At 45.0% G+C, this 19,838-nt stretch carries 22 protein-coding genes; 4 read left to right on the top strand and 18 right to left on the bottom strand.

Annotated features, from left to right (window positions below; all coding sequences use genetic code 11):
- Positions 1-16 precede the first annotated feature (16 nt).
- The 5 genes from AB3351_RS07370 to surE all read right to left on the bottom strand — a co-directional run bounded on the left by AB3351_RS07370 (position 17) and on the right by surE (position 4,712).
- Complete coding sequence (locus tag AB3351_RS07370; protein WP_371146482.1) at positions 17-1,396, bottom strand: hemolysin family protein; 1,380 nt, start codon at positions 1,394-1,396, stop codon at positions 17-19.
- Between the two features lie 155 nt (positions 1,397-1,551).
- Positions 1,552-2,235: a zinc metallopeptidase gene (locus AB3351_RS07365; protein ID WP_371146481.1), complete on the bottom strand. Its 684-nt coding sequence runs from the start codon at positions 2,233-2,235 to the stop codon at positions 1,552-1,554.
- Positions 2,236-2,303: 68 nt separating this feature from the next.
- Positions 2,304-2,723: a MerR family transcriptional regulator gene (locus AB3351_RS07360; RefSeq protein ID WP_371146837.1), complete on the bottom strand. Its 420-nt coding sequence runs from the start codon at positions 2,721-2,723 to the stop codon at positions 2,304-2,306.
- Between the two features lie 102 nt (positions 2,724-2,825).
- Positions 2,826-3,902: a hypothetical protein gene (locus tag AB3351_RS07355; protein WP_371146480.1), complete on the bottom strand. Its 1,077-nt coding sequence runs from the start codon at positions 3,900-3,902 to the stop codon at positions 2,826-2,828.
- An 18-nt stretch (positions 3,903-3,920) separates the two neighbouring features.
- The gene (gene surE, locus AB3351_RS07350) at positions 3,921-4,712 is read right to left on the bottom strand and encodes a 5'/3'-nucleotidase SurE (RefSeq protein WP_371146479.1); all 792 of its coding nucleotides are present in this window, start codon (positions 4,710-4,712) and stop codon (positions 3,921-3,923) included.
- A gap of 248 nt (positions 4,713-4,960) precedes the next feature.
- Between surE and AB3351_RS07345 the strand changes: the two genes are divergently transcribed.
- Positions 4,961-5,410, top strand: coding sequence for a hypothetical protein (locus AB3351_RS07345; RefSeq protein ID WP_371146478.1), 450 nt, complete (start codon positions 4,961-4,963; stop codon positions 5,408-5,410).
- A 55-nt stretch (positions 5,411-5,465) separates the two neighbouring features.
- Here AB3351_RS07345 and lepB read toward each other — a convergent pair whose 3' ends face one another.
- Positions 5,466-5,972, bottom strand: coding sequence for a signal peptidase I (gene lepB, locus AB3351_RS07340; RefSeq protein WP_371146477.1), 507 nt, complete (start codon positions 5,970-5,972; stop codon positions 5,466-5,468).
- Between the two features lie 87 nt (positions 5,973-6,059).
- Positions 6,060-6,377: a 2Fe-2S iron-sulfur cluster-binding protein gene (locus tag AB3351_RS07335; protein ID WP_371146476.1), complete on the bottom strand. Its 318-nt coding sequence runs from the start codon at positions 6,375-6,377 to the stop codon at positions 6,060-6,062.
- 176 nt (positions 6,378-6,553) lie between these two features.
- Here AB3351_RS07335 and AB3351_RS07330 point away from each other — a divergent pair, with 176 nt between their 5' ends.
- Positions 6,554-7,360: an aspartate dehydrogenase gene (locus AB3351_RS07330; protein ID WP_371146475.1), complete on the top strand. Its 807-nt coding sequence runs from the start codon at positions 6,554-6,556 to the stop codon at positions 7,358-7,360.
- Positions 7,361-7,561: 201 nt separating this feature from the next.
- Complete coding sequence (locus AB3351_RS07325) at positions 7,562-9,253, top strand: methyl-accepting chemotaxis protein (protein ID WP_371146474.1); 1,692 nt, start codon at positions 7,562-7,564, stop codon at positions 9,251-9,253.
- 79 nt (positions 9,254-9,332) lie between these two features.
- On the opposite strand, the gene AB3351_RS07320 is transcribed toward AB3351_RS07325, so the two are convergent.
- From AB3351_RS07320 to AB3351_RS07275, 10 genes are all read right to left on the bottom strand, one after another.
- Positions 9,333-9,851 (bottom strand): hypothetical protein, encoded by a 519-nt coding sequence (locus AB3351_RS07320; RefSeq protein WP_371146473.1) that lies wholly within the window; start codon positions 9,849-9,851, stop codon positions 9,333-9,335.
- A gap of 1 nt (position 9,852) precedes the next feature.
- Complete coding sequence (locus AB3351_RS07315) at positions 9,853-10,134, bottom strand: DUF1450 domain-containing protein (RefSeq protein WP_371146472.1); 282 nt, start codon at positions 10,132-10,134, stop codon at positions 9,853-9,855.
- Between the two features lie 28 nt (positions 10,135-10,162).
- Positions 10,163-10,834: a GntR family transcriptional regulator gene (locus tag AB3351_RS07310; protein ID WP_371146471.1), complete on the bottom strand. Its 672-nt coding sequence runs from the start codon at positions 10,832-10,834 to the stop codon at positions 10,163-10,165.
- Between the two features lie 58 nt (positions 10,835-10,892).
- Positions 10,893-11,426, bottom strand: coding sequence for a chromate transporter (locus tag AB3351_RS07305; RefSeq protein ID WP_371146470.1), 534 nt, complete (start codon positions 11,424-11,426; stop codon positions 10,893-10,895).
- Between the two features lie 3 nt (positions 11,427-11,429).
- Positions 11,430-12,047, bottom strand: a complete 618-nt coding sequence (locus tag AB3351_RS07300) for a chromate transporter (protein WP_371146469.1) — start codon at positions 12,045-12,047, stop codon at positions 11,430-11,432.
- A 17-nt stretch (positions 12,048-12,064) separates the two neighbouring features.
- Positions 12,065-13,540, bottom strand: a complete 1,476-nt coding sequence (locus tag AB3351_RS07295; RefSeq protein ID WP_371146468.1) for an MFS transporter — start codon at positions 13,538-13,540, stop codon at positions 12,065-12,067.
- 41 nt (positions 13,541-13,581) lie between these two features.
- Positions 13,582-14,055, bottom strand: a complete 474-nt coding sequence (locus AB3351_RS07290; RefSeq protein ID WP_371146467.1) for a GlcG/HbpS family heme-binding protein — start codon at positions 14,053-14,055, stop codon at positions 13,582-13,584.
- A 34-nt stretch (positions 14,056-14,089) separates the two neighbouring features.
- Positions 14,090-15,547, bottom strand: a complete 1,458-nt coding sequence (locus AB3351_RS07285; protein WP_371146466.1) for an aldehyde dehydrogenase family protein — start codon at positions 15,545-15,547, stop codon at positions 14,090-14,092.
- A gap of 117 nt (positions 15,548-15,664) precedes the next feature.
- On the bottom strand, positions 15,665-16,375 hold the full coding sequence (locus AB3351_RS07280; protein WP_371146465.1) for a TenA family transcriptional regulator: 711 nt from the start codon (positions 16,373-16,375) through the stop codon (positions 15,665-15,667).
- A 197-nt stretch (positions 16,376-16,572) separates the two neighbouring features.
- Complete coding sequence (locus AB3351_RS07275) at positions 16,573-17,346, bottom strand: creatininase family protein (protein WP_371146464.1); 774 nt, start codon at positions 17,344-17,346, stop codon at positions 16,573-16,575.
- A gap of 158 nt (positions 17,347-17,504) precedes the next feature.
- Here AB3351_RS07275 and yyaC point away from each other — a divergent pair, with 158 nt between their 5' ends.
- Complete coding sequence (gene yyaC, locus AB3351_RS07270) at positions 17,505-18,071, top strand: spore protease YyaC (protein ID WP_371146463.1); 567 nt, start codon at positions 17,505-17,507, stop codon at positions 18,069-18,071.
- Between the two features lie 38 nt (positions 18,072-18,109).
- Here yyaC and AB3351_RS07265 read toward each other — a convergent pair whose 3' ends face one another.
- The gene (locus AB3351_RS07265; RefSeq protein ID WP_371146462.1) at positions 18,110-19,549 is read right to left on the bottom strand and encodes a hypothetical protein; all 1,440 of its coding nucleotides are present in this window, start codon (positions 19,547-19,549) and stop codon (positions 18,110-18,112) included.
- Between the last annotated feature and the right edge of the window lie 289 nt (positions 19,550-19,838).

Here is a 19,838-nt window from a genome sequence, read left to right as displayed (position 1 = left end):
TATAAGCGGCCCTTCCTTATTCCTTCACTTCACTTACATAGATCTCTTCTCCGCTTTTTTCCGCATTCTCCGCCACATTCTCAAGCTCTGTTTTGTCCAGCTTACGCAGCATCAGACGCACGATACGCAAATGGTCAACTTCAATGACTTTGAATTCGTATCCATTTGCATATACGACCTGACCTACCTGTGGCGGGAATTCAACCTGGGAGAATACCCATCCGCCGATCGTATCGTAGTCATCAGAATTAATATCTAAACCAAAGCGATCATTCACATCTTCAATCAAGAGACGCCCATCCACTGAATACGAAGTTTCAGCCTTCTGCTCAATATGCGGACGCTCTTCATCGAATTCATCCTGGATTTCACCAACGATCTCCTCTAAAATATCTTCAACCGTTACAAGTCCCGCTGTCCCGCCATATTCATCGATAACTATGGACATCTGGGATCGATTCCGCTGCATTTGTTTGAGCAAATCGCTAATATGAATTGATTCAGGTACACGCTCTACAGGTCGGATAATAGAATTCAAATCATTTTGACTCTCGCCCATATACAACCGGTAAATATCTTTGATATGAACAAATCCGATAATATTGTCCTTATCCCCTGCTGCTACCGGATAGCGGGTGTGCATCTCCTCCATCACGATGTTAAACGTTTCTTCAAACGGAGCATCCTCGAATACACACACCATATCCGTACGTGGAATCATAATTTCGCGGGCATTGCGCTCCGCGAATTCAAACACATTATCCACCAGCGTTAATTCAGTCTGGTCAATCAGTCCGCTCTTATGGCTCTGCTGCATCAAAATTCGAATTTCTTCCTCTGTATGTGCCGAATCGTGATCCGTTGTGGGTTGAATTCCGATAAAGCGCAGGAAGAAAAATGCGGCGCGGTTTAATACCCAAATGAACGGGTACATAACCTTATAGAAGAAAATTAACGGCCCTGCCGTCCATAACGCAGTTCCCTCCGCCTTTTGAATCGCCATCGATTTCGGAGCCAATTCCCCGAGTACGATATGAAGAAACGTAATGATTGAAAAAGCGATAATGAACGATAGGGTATGAGTAAGCGTCTCTGGTACATGCAATGCATACATCAGCGGTCCGAGCAGCTCGGCAATCGCCGGCTCCCCGATCCATCCAAGACCAAGGGACGCAAGTGTAATGCCAAGCTGTGTTGCTGATAAGTATGCATCCAGATTGTCCGTTAAATTCTTGGCCAGGTTGGCACGCTTGTTCCCTTCCATTACAAGCTGGTTAATTCTTGTACTCCGCACTTTCACAATTGCAAATTCCGCTGCCACAAAAAAGCCATTTAATAAGACCAGAAAAAAGACAGCTGTAAGATAAAGTAAGGCAGACAGTGGGTCAGTACTCAACTAGTTTCTGTCACTCATAAGAATGACAGATACACCTCCTTTGTCACATCAAAAAATAGAAAACTCGCACATCTATTCATATAGATTAGTTATACCACATAATAGGCTATTCATAAACGGGCTGCGAGCATTGCACGCAGCCCTTACCACCTATATTAATCTTCATTGCTTGATGTAAAAATCCAAATATACTCAAGCAGCTGTAAAGCAGCTACCAGCGTAGAAGCTACATACGTAAGAGCCGCAGCCCCTAATACTTTGTCTACACCGCGCTTTTCCGTACTTGCAACCATACCTTCTGCCAGCATCAACCGCTTCGCACGTGAACTTGCATTAAATTCAACAGGCAATGTAACAAGTTGGAATGCCACCGCCACAGCGAAGAACACAATGCCTACCAAAAGCAGGTTCGTCATCTTAAAAAGGATGCCCGCTATTAAAAGGAACGGCGCAATACCCGAAGTAAGATTGACAGCCGGGAACATGCGATGGCGCAAAACCAGCATACTGTAGCCTTCTTTATGTTGAATCGCGTGTCCGACTTCATGCGCAGCCACGGAAATAGATGAAATCGAATTTCCATAATATACAGGTTCAGATAAGCGTACCACTTTAGAAACCGGATCATAGTGATCGGTTAACTTACCTGGAACCGGCTCAATCGGCACCTGGTGCAGCCCGTTATCATCAAGAATGCGCCGTGCCACTTCTGCCCCGCTCATTCCCGACTGCGCAGGCACCTCGGAAAATTTGTTAAAATTCCCCTTCACCTTGAATTGTGCCCAAATGGTTAGACCAAAAGCTAAAAAAATCAAGGGCGTTATCCATGTAAAAAACATCTTGGCTTCATGACCTCCTTAGTATATGCTGTCCGCAAGTTACATTAGTGTCTGCATAATTTATGTGATTAAAACGGCGCATCTCCAAGCAAAAGCATAAGGGTATGAAGAAGAGAACTGCCTTGCAGTGAAAGCTGGCGTGCAATAAGCCTGGCCTGCTTCTCATCCATTGTCTTTAAACGCAGCGTCAATTCCTGCACTTGCTCCTCTAACCTGCGCATATCATCTTGAAGCTCTTGAACATGCTGAACCACTTCCACCGCCGTGTGATCGCCGGCACCTAGCTGCCATTGGCCGATCCGCTCCTTAATTTCTTCGAGCGTAAGCTTCTGACGCTTCCAGCATTCAATCAACTTCAAGCGCTCTAACGTATCTTCTGGATAAAGACGATAGTTCGCTTCGGAACGCCGCGCACACAAAAGCCCCAGATGAGTATAATAGTCAATCGTACGCTTGCTTACTTGCGCTTGCGCCGCTACTTCTCCTATACGATAGAACTTCCCATCGGTTTCACTCCCTTTCGCCTTCTTTTATTATCTTACCACAAATTCCGTAAACCAGACAGTCTAACGTGATGGTTTGGGCGCTCGCTATATCGGCTTCCTGTATGGACTAAACACCTGGCCGGGATGTGCGTCAAGATACGCTTCATGCAAGCGTGAGATGGATTCCTCTTCCCACTCTATGTGCACAAGCGTTCCATATTCGTATTTAATAATGGGAATGTATCCTTGTTCAATCGGATGTTCTTCTTCAAGGTACTGATATTCCGTTAACGCCATCAGCATCGTTGCAAGCGGATTGGCTTCAAGTTCGCTCATATGCACAATTTGGTACACATCAAGCAATTGCGGCGTCATAGTTACGACAAGCAGATGCGTCTCTTCATCTGCACGATTTCGTCCCCTCTTCTCTCCAATCCACAACAGAAGTTCCGCATCGCGCGCCTGTGCATTCGGATGACGGCGCATCATCCATAAAGAGCGATAAATCGCCCCCATCACCTGCTCTCTTGCCCCCTCTTCACCAAACCGATTCTCCATAAGCCGATAGTCAAAATAAAAAGACAGACCATTCTCCTTCAGGCATGCATAGGATAGAGCATCACCCCTCATTACCTGCTCAGGCAGGTCTTCTGCTTCCTCTACAGAAGGGTCATAGCGGTAGGCAGCCAACAGCATCTCTCCCGCACGTTCCACTTGCTCACCGTTATCAAAAGCAATTGCCTCTGAATACAAATGCATAATGCCCTCTTCCGCCTCTGCAAGATAGTGAACCCAAATACGCGGTTGTTCCAAAAAGCGTACAGCCAAATAACGATCCGTCTCTACCGTCGTCTGAAACGATAGCGGATAACCAAGCGGATCTTCCGGATCATCTACCACCCATAGGACGGCAATCCAATTATGCTGGTGTTTAGAGAAGTCTAAGTAAACCGAAGCTTCTGCTTGCTCTCCGAAGCTATCAATATCTTGATACACGATGCATATCTCTACATCACCATCAGCTGTCGCACGGGGAAAATACATAATCCCGTCCTCTCCAACTCTTCGGTATATATCTTGAAAGGCGAGACGGTTTAACGTCTCGCCCATCGTCTCTGCTCCTAGAGCGATGTTTGTAGTTGTTATTCCTTCCGCAGGCTTTATTTGTCTCCATGCCTCCATTAAGTCAAACACCTCATTTTATTCTTTTTCAGATGCATTCTTCTTAATGACATTCCACTGCTCCATCTTCTTAAGAAATGCATAATCCGTAGAATCAATATGAACAGGCGTCATTGTAATATAGCCATTACGAACCATATGGTAATCATTATTATTAATCTTCTTCAGCTCACCATAATCCCGCTCAAGCCAGTATTCCTGTATACCGGATATTCCCGGCTTCTCATCAATACGGTCCCGATAGTGATGAATATCAAGACCTGTAACAACGACTCCCTTTAATTCAGACTGCTTGATATGTGGAATATTAATATTGATAAGAACGTCAACAGGAATGTCATGAATCTTGATCTCTTTCCATATAGGACGTACCAGCTTTTCTACTTCACCAAAATCCTCCTTATGGAAATGGTTTTCATAAGAAACTGCAATGGCCGGCACTTCATAAATTACCGCTTCACGTGCTGCGCTTACAGTTCCTGAATAATAAATATCTTTACCCAGATTCAACCCGGCATTAATCCCAGAGATCACAAGGTCTGGGCGTTCTTGCAGGATAACATTAATCGCCATCTTTACACAGTCGGCAGGTGTACCGTTCACAGCCCATGCCTGCACATGATCCATTCCATGAAAATCAACCTGCTTAACTGTCAGTCCTTCGCGTACTGTAATACGATGTCCTTCTGCACTTCGTTCCGTGTCTGGAGCTACAACAATGATCTCTGCTAGTCCCTCAAGCGATTGAACGAGCTTATGAATGCCTAATGCGTGAATACCATCGTCGTTAGTCACTACCACTTTGTACATTTTTGATCCTCCACATCGATGTTTTCTTTTTTCCATTGTACTCGTTCCCAATGTAAAAAGCACGAAAATACCACCCGTTGCTCATGTAAGCGTTCCCTTTGTTCTTATGTGCTTTTTGTTCACAAATTATTTAAAAACAGCATTTGCGGCATAAGGAAAATCCATGTATATTGAGTGAGGAATCATTTTCAAGGAATCCATATTCACAGCCAGATATGCCGCAAAACTATGGATGGAAAGGAAGTACAATGAACATTTTTCGAGACTTCGAACGCGTTTTTGAAACGCATAATATTCCATATCGTTTAGAAAAAAAAGGCGAGGACCATTTTCTATACCATACCGATGAAGAAATGCGCGATGCCGGTATGACGCCTGCCAATGTAATGCTCGATTTGTTCTTTGACTACAAAAATGAAGCAATGTTTCTCGGTATGATTCGTGTTCCCCATAAACTGCGCGGCAAAAATATCGGAGCGGATCTGGTAACCATTATGAAAGAATATGCAAAAGAAAATCATTGGGTAATCATCCTTGAGAGCGCACCGGAGAATCTGTTGTTCTGGCAAAAAATGCATTTCTCCAGTTTCATGTATGAAACATACGGGTTTTGGATGATGGGCTATGGTGCCAAAAGCAAACTTATTTTCAAAGTAAAGTGGACGCAAATGAAAAAAAATCTATATGCAGAAGTATAATTTCAATAGCAAAAAGGAGGATCGAAACTGATCCTCCTTTTCTATATCCTGTGTACTATTTTATCCGCTGGGCGGACTCAAACGGATAAAATATAAATTCAGCCCGCCCCACTACACTGTTTTTGGAAATAAAGCCAATCTCTCGGCTATCCATACTCCGGTTCCGATTATCCCCCATGACAAAATAGGAATCAGGCGGTACTTTCACCTTGCTGAAATTGCCCACGGTAATCTCATTAATATATGGCTCTTCCACGATCTTGCCGTTACGATAAAGTACGCCGTTAAAAAGTTCCAATTCATCTCCCTCAACGCCAATAATCCGTTTAATATAATCTTCCGTATCATTGGCATGAAGTACAATAACATCGCCATAATTCGGATTTCTCATATAATAGACCCACTTGTTTACTACAATGCGCTCATGGTTTGCAAGGGTTGGATACATCGAAACCCCTTCTACGACATAGGGCGCGAAAAAGAAAATACGTATGATAACAAGCCCAGTGACGAGAATCAAAAAGTACCTGCTCCATTGAACCATTCCCGTGTGATTTCCCACCGTGCCGCATCCCCCTGTGTTTTGTTTGCTATTATTTTCCCTTTTTTTATGCGTTCTGTACAGGGGGAGAGGTTGTCGAATTACAGTTTATTTTGCGGCGGCTTTGCGTTTTGGACGAATTGGATTGTCGTCCCAGTTTAACTCTATATCGCCATCGACAAATGTCTGGCAGGCCAAGCGATAGCCTTGATCAATTAGCTCTTCACCTAATTTTTCCGTTTCCTTTTTACTCACCTTGCTTAAATTTTCAAGGCCGCTTTCTACTTTAACTACGCAGGTACCGCAAATGCCGCCTCCGCATTTATACGGAATGCCGCCTTCATAACGAATGGACATTCGCAGCAAATTGGATTCTTTCGGTACTTCTATCATTTTACCGCTTGTTTTAAAATCAATCGTTTTCATTTTGCTCCCTGCCCTTCTTTTTCTAATTATTCATACTATATCATACCCTCCTGCTTTTTGGTATACAATATACTAAAAATTTATTATTTTTTACTATTTTCATTTTCATTCTAGTTTATATGTTTCTTTTCCTATATACTTTTTGGTATACAAAATACAAATAAGAAGGTGAGCATATGAAACGCATTAAAATAGGGATTATTGGACTTGGCACAATTGGCCATGCTGTCGCTGTCTATAGCACAGGACGCTATGCAGAACAAATCGAGCTAAAAGCTGCACTCGTTCGTGATGAAGCACGAGACTACCAGCTCCCTCCCCCCTGTCTCATTACATCTGATGAAGATACTTTCTTTGCTCAAGATATAGATATCATTATAGAAACAGCTGGGCATCATGCGGTGGCTGCATATGGAGCGCGAGCACTAGAGCGCGCCTCCCTTATTGTCGCCAGTGTCGGAGCGCTAGCAGACCCTGCTTTATTAACACAATTGAAGACAGCCGCAGCGCAGCATGGAACACAACTGCTCGTTCCTTCAGCTGCTATCGGGGGATTGGACCGAATTCGCGCAATGATACTTGAGGGGGTAGATAAGGTAGAACTTATTACCCGAAAGCCGCCAGCGGCATGGTATGGAACCATCGCGGAGCAGAAAGTAGATTTAGCCTCTGTCTCTGAGCCTGTATTAATCTTTAGCGGAAACGCTAGCGAATCGGCTCTTCTATTTCCTGAGAGCGTTAATGTATCAGCCGCCTTAAGTCTAGCAGGGATTGGTTTTGAGCAAACACATGTGCAAGTGTATGTAGATCCTACCCTAACCTTGAATACACATCAGATTATTGCCGAGGGTTTCGCAGGAAAAATTGAACTTTCGCTACAGAATACACCTTCGGCAGACAATCCAAAGACAGGGTATATTGTCGCTATGAGTATTGTAAAAGTACTTCGGCAATATACAGACCCTTTTGTAATGGGCATATAACTCAATAATAAATAAGATATAACGCAGCAGATATATTCCTTGGAATGAAGATACTTCCGTATCCCATTCCATTTTTTTATAATTTAATTGTAAATGATTCTTATTTACTAGTAAAATTAGAATAGTTATTTAAATCCAAATGATATAATAGTCGTACAACCTTTTTGCTGCTTATATTACATAATAAAGGGTGAAGATGAGATGCGAATGACAATACGGAAAAAACTTGTAAGCGGTTTTATACTCGTGCTTTTCGTTATGGGAATGGCTGCAGGCATAGCCAGCTACCAACTTTCGTCAACCAATGACGTTTACTCTAACCTGATTGATGATCGGGTAAAGAAAGTTGTAACTGTCCAAAGACTCATTGCCCTTGCCAATGAACAATCAGCCTCTCTTAGGTCCTATCTGCTGACCGGGGATGCCAGCAGTATGCAAAGCTATGAACTTGCTCGCGCTGCGTATACAAAAGCTGCTCAAGAACTAGCCATCATCACGATAGCCTCAGATAACAAAACTGCACTTAGCGAATTGAATCGTCTTCAAGCTTCTTACAGCAATGTAGCGGAACAAGTTATTTTTTATAAGAAACAAAACAATACCGAGGAGTATGTACGCTTAATTCGTGAAAAAGAAAGCGTGATAGGAGCACAATTCTTAGCTAAAGCCAAAACATTCGGCCAAGCGCAGCAGCAAACCCTCCAGCAAGGTAGTGAAGCTACAACCAGCAGCGTGCAGAAGGCCGAAGCAATTGTTATGATTATATGCATTATAGCCCTTGTGCTTGGAGGACTAATCGCCTTTTATATTAGCTACGTTATTTCCACACCGGTACGTGCCATTGCAACAAGCGCACGCACCATTGCCTCAGGTGATTTACTAACGTCCGATGTATTCATAAAAAACAAAGATGAATTAGGTGATATGGCGGAAGCATTTAATCAAATGAAACACAACATTCGCGCGCTGATTCGAAAAGCAAACACGATGTCAGAACAAGTGGCCGCATCCTCAGAAGAACTGTATGCGAGTGCAGAACAGACAGCAGAAGCGGCTAATCAGGTAGCTTCTACGGTTCAAGAGGTGGCAAGCGGAGCGGATCAACAGGCAAAAAATATACAGGAAAATCAGCATACGATCAAAGAAAATACCGAAGCCATTCAAAAGATTGCTGAAGCGACGTCAACCGTATCCAATTCAGCAGCCGAAGTGCTCACGGAAGCGCGTCAAGGGCAGGCTGTTCTTATGAAAACAGTTGATCAAATGCGGAGCATCCAACAATCGGTCGCAGAATCCGGAGAGGTCATCCGAACGCTAGGAAATAGTTCGGAGGAAATCGGCAACATTATCGAAACAATCAAGCAAATTGCGGATCAGACGAATCTTCTTGCCCTAAACGCGGCGATTGAAGCTGCACGCGCGGGTGAACACGGCCGAGGCTTTGCCGTGGTGGCTAATGAAGTGCGGAAGCTCGCAGAACAGTCACGTCAATCAACAGAACATATTGCAGTGTTAATAACGCGCATTCAACAGCACACCACAGAGGCTGTACAGGCAATGAAACGCGGTACCGATGAAGTAGAAGTCGGAGCCTCTGTAGCCAATGAAGCCGGTACCGCCTTCGCACGAATTATGACGCTGGTCGAACGTGTAGTAGAGGAGATACAGAACGTATCTATCGGTGCGGAAGCGATTGCGGGCAGCACTACCCAAGTTGCTTCATCAATCGAACAATCCGTAGCGATCTCCACCACCATCGCTAACGGCACGCAAAATGTTGCAGCCTCCGCACAAGAACAGCTCGCTTCGATTGAAGAGGTCACAGCCGCTTCCGATGCACTTAGCCAGTTGGCACAAGAACTTCAGCATGAACTTAATCGATTTAAAGCATAACATAAAAAAGCAAGCGCTTTCTTTTTCTGAAGAAGGCACTTGCTTTTTTAGTATATTGTATACCATTTAATACCTCTCATTATACCCCGCTTCTTATCCCTTCATATATTCGAGTACGACTAGGAAGGATCGTGGACGGCAGGGAAGCCAGCAGATCGATTTGTACGGGCTGCCCTGGTGCAAGCGGAACTGGTGCAATAATACATACCTCACAGTCGCTGCCCACCTGACCAAATGCATTGCGAACGATAGCGGTCGTCTCTTTTGTAACCTCGCTCCATTCTTCTTTTGTACCTATCCCATTAATGTAATATACAATCTTCATGATCTGATCTACTGCGTCTAGATCTTCCACAATTCGCTTTAGCATGCTAAGTTGGTTTAGCATACTGCGCCGAGCACATGCCTTCAACCATTCTACTGACAGTTGCTTTCCGATCTTATTCCCTTCATATAGCAGCTGACTCGGACAGTGAACATGAATTCCGCTGACATACACATGATATTTATCTGCCGTGGATGTAACATACGACTTTGTCACCTCAGGATTATCCGTTAGCACCATCCCATAGACAGCGAGCTTTTTTTCAATTCGCATGCTACATCGCCTTCCTCGTAGCTTTGACTTCCTCTGTTTGTTTTTCAAGCTCTTTTTTGAACCGCGCAAAAAATTCGGCCGCATCCAAAGCTGTTATATACTTCTTGTCAATCAATGCATAAGGGCTCATCTTGCAAGCAACACAAATTCCACCGCATTTCATTTCCACCACATCTACTATACTGGTTGAAACCTGCTCCTTCACGAACGCTGCGGCGTCCCGTGAAGAAGCATGACGGTTTAGGTTATTCTGGCAGAATTCCACTTTGATTTTGCTGCTCATTGTATACCCTCCCTTATTGATACTTCCTTTACGTATCTAGCGCCTCTAAGTACGCTGATTTTGAATTGGCAATATGAATTTTTGCAAGCTGCTCCGCTAGCTCACTTTCCCCATCCCGGACGGCCATAGCTACTGCCTTATGCTCTTCGAGCGATTTGCGCAGCCGACCTGGAATTTCCTGTCCAACGATGGCGAACGCCTGAATGTACTCCAGTAAGCTGTGCAGCATTTCATATAGACGGGGGCTTTTGGCTAGTTTGTAGATCGTTTCATTCACATCAATATGCAAATCCGTCAGATGCTTTGTATCTAAATCCGGTCGTGCCAGCAATTGTTCGATCTCTTTGATCTGCCCATGTAACTGAATTCGGTCCGCTTCTTCTACCTTTGTGGCAGCCAGCTTTACCGCAAGACTTTCAAGAGAGGATAAAATCGTAAATATTTCAATAATTTCTTCGGTAGACATTTTCGAGACGATAACACCTTTACGCGGCAGCGTTTTTACAAAACCTTGTGATTCTAAACGAAACAAGGCTTCCCGAATCGGTGTACGGCTGATATTCAGCTTATCTGCCAGTTCGCGCTCTACAATTCTTTCGCCTGCTGCCAACTCACCGTTAAGAATCATTTCTTTAATGTAGCGGTATACCTTATCACGAATTGGACTTAGTTCTTCTTTCACCCAGGTGTCAGCTTGCATACAATATTCCTCCTTCTCTTTCCTTTAAGCTTACTGGATGCTGAGAGAAATCACAAGTTTAGGAGAGAAATACAGCACCGTAAAGCAAGGAGGAGGTAATAACCAGTGCCGGATGAGCTTTGATTCGTTCCATGAACACATAGCTTACACCTGCAAGCAATATTGTATGCCAAATACCAGCAGGGCCTGCTACAGCACTCCGGAAAAATTCATATGCAAGAATCCCCATCAACACGGCCACAATCGGCCGAATCCCCTGTGTCATTGCCTTGACTTGTGGTGCGGTTTTGAATATAGTCAAAAAGCGAAGCAGTACAATCATAGCGATAGCAGAAGGAGCAACTGTACCAAGCAGAGCCGCTATCGCTCCAGGAATGCCGGCTACTTGGTATCCAATATATCCACCAAGCTTTGTCGCAATTGGACTCGGCAGCGCATTACCAAATGCAAACGCCTCACCAAATTCTTGATTTGTCATCCATCCATAATGGTTAACCACTTCATTCTGAATAAGCGGGATGCTAGGAGGGCCGCCGCCGTAGCCTAAAATATTCGCTACACAAAACGCCCAGAACAGCTGCCACAATACCATGCCCTACCCACTCCGTTCCATGCTGGTTTGATTTTCTTTAGCCGCTACAGCTGTCTGTGCCTTTTTCTGTTTACGCTGCTTTTGTGTCGCATATCCAAACGCGACCGCGAGCACAGCCGCAATGAGAATAGCCGGGGAAAGCGAGACAAAGGCCAATAATACAGTTGAAACAACCGTAAGTATAATAACTATAGCTTTTGCTTTTTTGCTATCCTGCTTCCACGCTTTACCAAAAAATTCATACGCAAGCACCGCCATCATCACACCAATTACCGGCTGGATACCTGCTACCATTCCTTTTACAATCGAAGAGTCTTTAAATTGAAACAAGAAGCCCAGCAAGCCGATCATGATGATCAGTACGGGAATGGATACAGCAAAAATTGTAACGACCGCTCCGATAAGTCCTTTGATTTTATAACCGATGTAGGCAGCCATCTTCGTAGCAATCGGTCCAGGCAGCGCATTAGCCAGTGCCACAATGTCTGAGAATTCTTCATCATCGATCCACCGATATTTCTTCACAGCTTCCGCATGAATAAGGGGAAGCATAGAAGGACCGCCGCCGTAGCCGAGAATACCAGCCCTAAAAAAACCAGTAAACAACTGTCTGTAGCTCACGCGATCCCCCCTTTCGCTTATTTTGCCTGCGGTATGCGTACTCGCAGTGTAAGCCGCAAAAATATGACACCAAGCAGGCAGAACAGAAACGAGACAAAAAATACGATACGTAACCCAAAGACAACATAGGGGGCAAACATGTCTTCTTTTGTATTCATCCACCCTGAGATAGAGCCTGGGAAAACATAGTCAAGAATCGCAATGCCAAGTGCTGTACCAAGCACAAGGCCCAGATTGCGAACCAGCGCAACCATCCCACCAACCACACCCAAATTTGTCTTATCTACACTTCCAAGAATCAGGCTGTAATTTGGTGATGTGACCATGCCCATACCGGCTCCAAGCAGAAGCAATGCGAAAGCCAGTGCTACAATTGGTGTGGCCGTACCGAGAAAACTTAATAGGGCTAATGCCATCGACATGCATCCAAGCCCGAGCAATGTAATATTCGATGACCCATGCCGATCAGAAAGTGATCCACTGATCGGACCCATAATTCCTAAAGCGACCGGATATGTCATAATCATGATGCCAGCCTCGGTTGGACTAAAGTGGCGAACACCAAGCAAATAAAAAGGAAGCGTAACCTGGGTGGCAAATACGGCAACGAATGTCGCCAATCCAATATACATGCCCGCAGATACCGATGGCTTAACAAACAATTGAAGATTAAGAAACGGCTCCTGCTCGCGCTTCGTACGCAACCGAATCCAGCGGTATAGCGCAACCAGTGATGCTATGCCAATACCAAACACACCAATAATCGAGATGGACAGCCATCCCCACGTATTCCCGCTAGAAACGACAAAAATAAATGCGGTAATGCTTACGGCAAATAAAATTCCGCCAATCCAATCCACCGCATGTGCTGCTCCGGGGGCATCGGCTGGAATATAACGGATAGCAAGAATCGTCGCGGCCAGAAGGACCGGAACGTGAATGAGAAACAACCAGTGCCAATTCAACCAATCCATAATCAAACCGCCGACCATCGGCCCGCTCAATCCACCAAGTGCCACAGCAGTACTGACAAATCCAAGCGCCCGGCCACGTGAATGAGCCGGAAAATATCGACTGACAAGTCCAATATTGGTCGCCTGGAACATCGCTGCCCCAAGCGCTTGAATGATCCTCAGCACCAAAAGACCGGAGATGGTCTCAACGAATACAGTAAGAAGCGAACTTAACCCGAATACGATATATCCCATATTGTGAATGCGTTTGCTGCCAAATCGATCCCCCCACTTTCCCATCATGGGAAGCATCGCGGCAATCACTAATAAATATCCTGATGCAGTCCATTGTATGACGGAGATATTCTGTTGAAATATAGTAGACAGACCCGGCAGCGCGATATTCACTATGCCTGCGGTTAAGTGAGAGACAAACGCACCCAGGCAGATAGCGAGCAGCATACGATTCAATACTTTGTCTTCTACTGTAGGCTGCTTCGCAAGTGAGGCGTTAGCTGGTTTAATTAACGGCTGTGTCACTCGTACCGCTCCTTTTTACCGGAGAAGCTCGACCTCTTCCGTTATTTCTTAATATCAGCCTGCACAACTACATCATACTCTTGGCCGAGGTATTGTTGGAGTGCCTGCAATGCCGCAACTCCAACCGCCGTATCCTGTTCACCGTTACCGCCGCTTACACCGATTCCTCCGATTACATCCCCATTTACTACAACTGGGAAGCCACCGACAAAAATAGCGAATTTTCCTGGAATCATCTGTTGAATGCCAAATGCCTCTCCTCCTACTGCCGCAGGTCCTCCTTCTTTGTTGAATAGATGAGTTGAGCGTTTATGACCTGAAGCCGTAAATGCTTTTGCCATAGATATCTCAACACCAGTAATGCGGGAGCCATTCATTCTCTCAAGCGCAATCGCATACCCACCATCATCCACAATGCAGATCGTCTCTAGCACACCGATTTCTTCAGCCTTCTTTCGGGCTGCTTCAATCATAATTTTTGCTTCTTCAAGTTCAAGCCGTAGTACTTGCCGCATGCTTATTCTCCCTCTCTTTACTGTCTTATTTTATTTAACGATATACTGTCTTTGCCTGCACATAGAACGCAAGCGCATCGCGACCGCTTTCGCGATACGTCGCCGTACTTGAGTTCTTCATGCCGCCGAATGGAGCATTATACGCAACGCCGGTTGTCGGCTTATTTACCTTAACCATCCCGGCTTCGATTTGCTCTACAAAGCGAGCGGCTGTATTCTCATCCGATGTGCATATCGCTGCAGCTAACCCGTATTCCGTGTCATTAGCCAGTTCCATCGCCTCTTCAAATGAAGACACCTTCATAACACCAATGACCGGTCCGAAGATTTCTTCACGCATGATGCGCATCTCCTGTCTCACATCAGTAAATATAGCTGGAGATATATAATATCCTCTTGCCATTTCTCCCTCGACAAGTCGTACTCCACCCGTTTGCAGCGTAGCTCCTTCAGCTTTGCCGCTTTCCACATATCCAAGCACAGTACGAAGCTGGCTTTCATTGGCAAGCGGTCCTAGTTTGATCCCATCTTGCAAGCCGTTCCCGACCGTCAACTTCTGTGTCGCTTCCACGAGCTTTTCAACATAGCTAGAATAGACTTCTTCCATTACATAGACACGGCTTGTGCCTGTGCAGGCCTGACCGGTAAGGCTGAATCCCCCGGCAATCGTCATCTGTACAGCCTGATCTATATCCGCATCATCCATAACAATCAGCGGGTTTTTTCCTCCTAATTCAAGCTGTAGGCGCGTCGTAAAAGAAGCATTCTTGTGTATCTGCTCTCCCGCGTACGTAGATCCGGTAAATGTGACAGCACGAATATCTTTATGGGAGACAAGAATATCTCCGATTTGGGAGGCAGAGCCTGTAATGAAATTCAGTACACCAGCAGGCAGACCCGCTTCATGCAGACACTCAGCCAACCGAAGTCCGATCAGCGGGGTATCTGAGGCTGGCTTAAATACAACCGTATTTCCCGTCACTAGAGCGGGAGCAATTTTGCGAACCGGAATTGAGATGGGAAAATTCCATGGAGTAATTACGGACACGACACCTAGCGGCTCCTGCCTCGTATACAGGAAACTTCCATCATCGGAAGGCAGCGTCTGTCCTGTCACATTTAAACCTTCCGAGGCATAATAGCGCAGCGTCTGTGCCGAGCGCTTCACCTCCATTACCGCTTGTGACAGCACCTTCCCTTCCTCCCGTGTCAGCTCCATTCCATACTGCTCAGCTCGTGCTTCAAGAAGATCGGCTGCTCGGTAAAGCAGGGCCGCTCTTTTGGATGGAGCGGTTCGTGCCCATTCTTTCTGTGCGCGCTTTGCCGCTGCAATCGCACGCTCTGCGTCCTCCCGATTTGAAGCGGGAAAATGCCCTACACAATCATTCGTATCCGCCGGGTTCACACTATCAAAATACCGGCCCGACAATGGTGCACTCCACTCTCCATCAATCAAGTTCTGGTAGGTTGCTATGCCTGTGGTTGTTGTCACATCGCTCACCCCTAATAAATATGTTGATTCTAGCATGACGCATATATGGCAGTAAGGTAAGAACAGCTCTCTCTATACGAGAGAGCTGCTGCACATTGTAGTGTACATCATTTCCGTTTACAAAGTAGCGTATGGCTTTTCTTCAACAACAGCGCGATAGATTCCATCAATATACATGCGACGCATCTCCGTTGCTTTCTGCACAGCCTTCAAGCAGCGCTCTTGCAGTTCCGGTGTATCGGCATATTTCAATACGATTTGATAACCCCGCTCCCCATGAATTTCATCCGATACGATATGGAGATCGAAGAACTCAATTTCATGATCACTAAATCCGTACTTCTCGCGCAGCGTTGGCGTCTGCTTCCGATAAATACCAGGTACTTGAGATTCCAAACCGATAATAAGCGCCGCTGTCGCTACAATGAAGTTCTCCCGCATTGCAATTGCATAACACCAGCTTTGTAAGCCAAGTGTTGTTGCCAGCATATTATCAGCATCTTCCACTTTCTCACGAGTCGTTCCACACACCTCGCCGAAGCGAATCAATAAATCGGTATGTCGGTCACCGCCCAGCTCTTCTTCCCACATGTTCTGTAAGAGGAAATCTTTCGCATCTTCATACGGACAATTCGAGTACATATATCCTAAGTAGTCTGCGAACGGTCCAACATAATGGTAATGCTGCTCTACCCATTTCGCGAACTGTTCGCGTGTCAGCAGACCCTCAGCCCATGCATTTGTAAACGGTGCTACTTCACTGCTATTGCCTTTAACCGCTGCCTCTAACTTCTCACGAAATACGTCTTTGTCCATCAGTTCTGCCATGTTTGATTCCTCCTCATATATTGTATACCATTTTGGTGAAAGAGTAAGAGCATGTCCGTTTACCGCTTTTTTATGAAAGCAGGTATGTAATAAGCTTCACGCTCTTTTTAGTATATTGTATACCAAAATGTTTCTTGTTTTTATATTAACACATATGGGCATAGTGTCAATGAATTTTATAAAAAAATCCGACTTTTCTATAAATTATTAATGTGTTGCTCCGTCTCAAGCATATAACGAATCTCTTCTTCCAAATGATCAAGAGCTGTTTCTACAATTTTTTCCCCGAGTTCGTAGCTTGCCTGTGTCCCATCACCAATACAACCGTTTTCTGTCATTTCTTCATAACGATAGAATCCTTGAAGCGGTTTGCCAGGGCGAAGATGTCGCCAGCGAGGATGAGATTGCAGTTGTCCTTTTTGCAGCATATTCTCACGGATCAGCTCAGGAGCAAGATAATATGCTTCCGATACTTCACGTTCGCAGCTATGTCCATATGGAGATGACATAATATACTCCTTATAGATTTCGCTTGCGCTTGCCGTGGTTTTGGCATAATAAATCGTCACATCTAATTCTAGACTTAGCTTCTGGCAGGCAATGGATAGTGTCGATTGATTACCACCATGTGCATTCAGCCACAAAAAAGTTGTAATACCGTGATGGCGCAGCGAAACGGTTATATCCTTTAATATACTAATGAGCGTCTCAGGTTGCAGTGAAATCGTTCCAGGGAAGTTCATATGATGCGGCGATACCCCCATTGTTACGGTCGGCGTAATAAAGGCAGCGGGATGCAGCCGTGCTGCGAGCTTATCAGCCATCCGCTTCGCCAGTACCGCATCACAGTTCTCTGTCATATGAGGACCATGCTGTTCATGCGCACCAATTGGTACAATTGCTAGCTTAGCATGCTTGAACGCCTCTTTTATTTCCGGCCATGTCATTTTCTGTAGGTCATAAATGTTCACAGAATTGCCTCCTAACCTGATTGTATTTTCATAGTTTATATCGTATATTGTATACCATAAAGTATATATCTTTATATACAAATGAATACGTTCACTAAAAGAAGCATGATGGTGGTATATGATATAATATTGAAAGAAAATTTGTTGGAGAGATCGATATGATTATACAAACACACTATAAAGAAGAAAAAGCAAGCAAGCATTTAAGCACCAGCTTATCCCTTTTGTTTCGGGCAGCCGCTGGAAGACCTTTAGTATTCGTTTGCATCGGTACAATCAAGGCGATTGGAGATGCGCTAGGGCCTATGATCGGCACTCTACTGCAGGATAGCGAGCTGAAGCATGCACACATCTACGGCACAATTAAAGAACCGGTGCATGCATTGAACCTCCCGGAGATTATGGAAGAAATTCATCAGACATATGATCGCCCATTTGTTGTTGCTATCGATGCATCACTAGGACATCTTCATCATATCGGCTATATTCAACTGGTCGATGGACCGCTCTTCCCCGGCAACAGCTTGAAAAAACAGCTGCCGCAAATAGGAGACGTTCATATCAAGGGAATTGTAAATACAGTTGGACCTTATAATTATATGATGCTGCAAACCGCAAATGAAAAGTCTGTGCGCAGCATGGCTAAAACCATTGCTTCAGCCTTATATAACGCAACCACTTTTTCTGTAAAGAAGCCGATAAAAGCCGTTGACAGTGCGGTATAACCTCTCCGCGTCAACGGCTTTTTGCTCGTCATTTTACGCTACCAGATTATAACCGCAAGCACGGTTGCAATAATGAGTCCTGTCATAACAGGCAGGAAGTTTCTCCTGGCCAGCTCAATCGGGGAGACCCCCACAAATGCAGCAACGGCTACCAGTGACGACCAGGCGATAAATGTACCGCCTCCTGACCAGATGGAGCCCATCTGACCTACAGCTGCAAGCATAGAAGTATCGATACCCGTCCCATGTGACAGAGCCCCTGCAAGTGCCCCTGTAATGGGAAGACCAGCAAAGCCTGAGCCGTCAATCCCACACAGAATACCGACAAGCAATACGCCAAATGCGGCAACAGCTTCATTGCTCGGAATATAGGCTTGTGCACTCTCTACGATGTCGAAGAGAAACCCTGGCGCTCCCTCACCGAACACGGCAGCAGAATGCTCCTGACCTCCAAGAAAGAAGAAAGCAGCTATCGGAATAATAGAGCCCATAATCTTGATTGCAAAGCCGAAGCCTTCTGTTAAGCGCTCTCCAATCTCTTCAAACGCCTCTCCCTTATGCTTCGCAATCGTAGCCACCAGCATAACGATTGCTGCCGTACCGCCGACTAACGCTCCTGCGTCACCGCCTTTAATATCGAAAATACTCATCGCTACAATATCAAGCAAAAACATCACAATCGTAAATACAGCAAAAAAAGAAGCGAGCTTGCCTGATTCTTTCTGCGGCATAAATTCTAAAGTAGCCGCTGCCTCCGCTTCACCTTCTTGGTAATACGTTTTCTCCTGCTCACCCTCTGACTCTTCTAGCGGCGTCTCTACTGGCTTCTTAATTGTTTTGGCGATGCTAACGTATGAGATTAAGCTTGCAACGCCTCCTACCACTAATGTCAACACAATCGATTTCAGCCAGACAGCTTCCGCTATTTGCGGTGCACCAGCCGCTTTAGCCGAAAGCGCAGGAGCCACGCGCATCAATGCATCTCCTGCAAGTGCCATCCCTTGACCTGCAAGTGTAATAGAAATTGCTACTGCCATTGGCGGAAGCCCAGCACGTAGCGCTACCGGAATTAGCACTGCCGCAACGAGCGGAACTGCCGGTGTAGGCCAGAATGCCGTAGATAACAGGGCGGTTGCAGCAAATAAGATCCAATATGCAGAATGCCCATTTACAATAATCTTTTGAATGGGGGCAATCATTTTATGATCGGCTCCTATTTCCTTTAATGCATTCAGCATTCCTACCATAAATGCAATCAGCAGTATAATGCTAAATAGCTCCTTTGCCGCCATAATATTAGCATTGTAGATGGTGACCAACCCTGCTACGATGCCTTCCCCGAAACCTCCCTTATATGCCCAGCCAAGTAAGAATGTAGTTACAAGTGAAGGAATAATAACGCCTTTACGGAATAACATCGCCAATACGACGGTTACAGCTCCCAACGCATAAATAATATGAGCTAAATCCCAGTCCATTCATACCCCTCCTTGTCTAATTGCCCCTTTTGAAACCGCTTACTTTTAATTAGGCTTTTCTTCTCTTATTTGCCTATCCTATTTACAAACTTTCATCCACGTTCCTCCTCTCGAAAAGAGTATATTGTATACCATTTATTGCAGTCTAACACAATATTTACGATATTAACAGTATTTTTGCAAATAATCTAACAACTTTTCAGGTCATACGCATGTCTATATTAAGATGTAAGATCAAGAGTTTTATAGGTAAAAAAAAGAAACAGAGGAGCACTGCCTCTGTTTCTCA

Origin of the sequence: Aneurinibacillus sp. REN35 (genome assembly GCF_041379945.2) — a bacterium.
Classification (GTDB): Bacteria; Bacillota; Bacilli; order Aneurinibacillales; family Aneurinibacillaceae; genus Aneurinibacillus.
The sequence above is the reverse complement of the archived record's forward strand: the minus strand, read 5'-3'. Positions and strand labels throughout refer to the sequence as shown.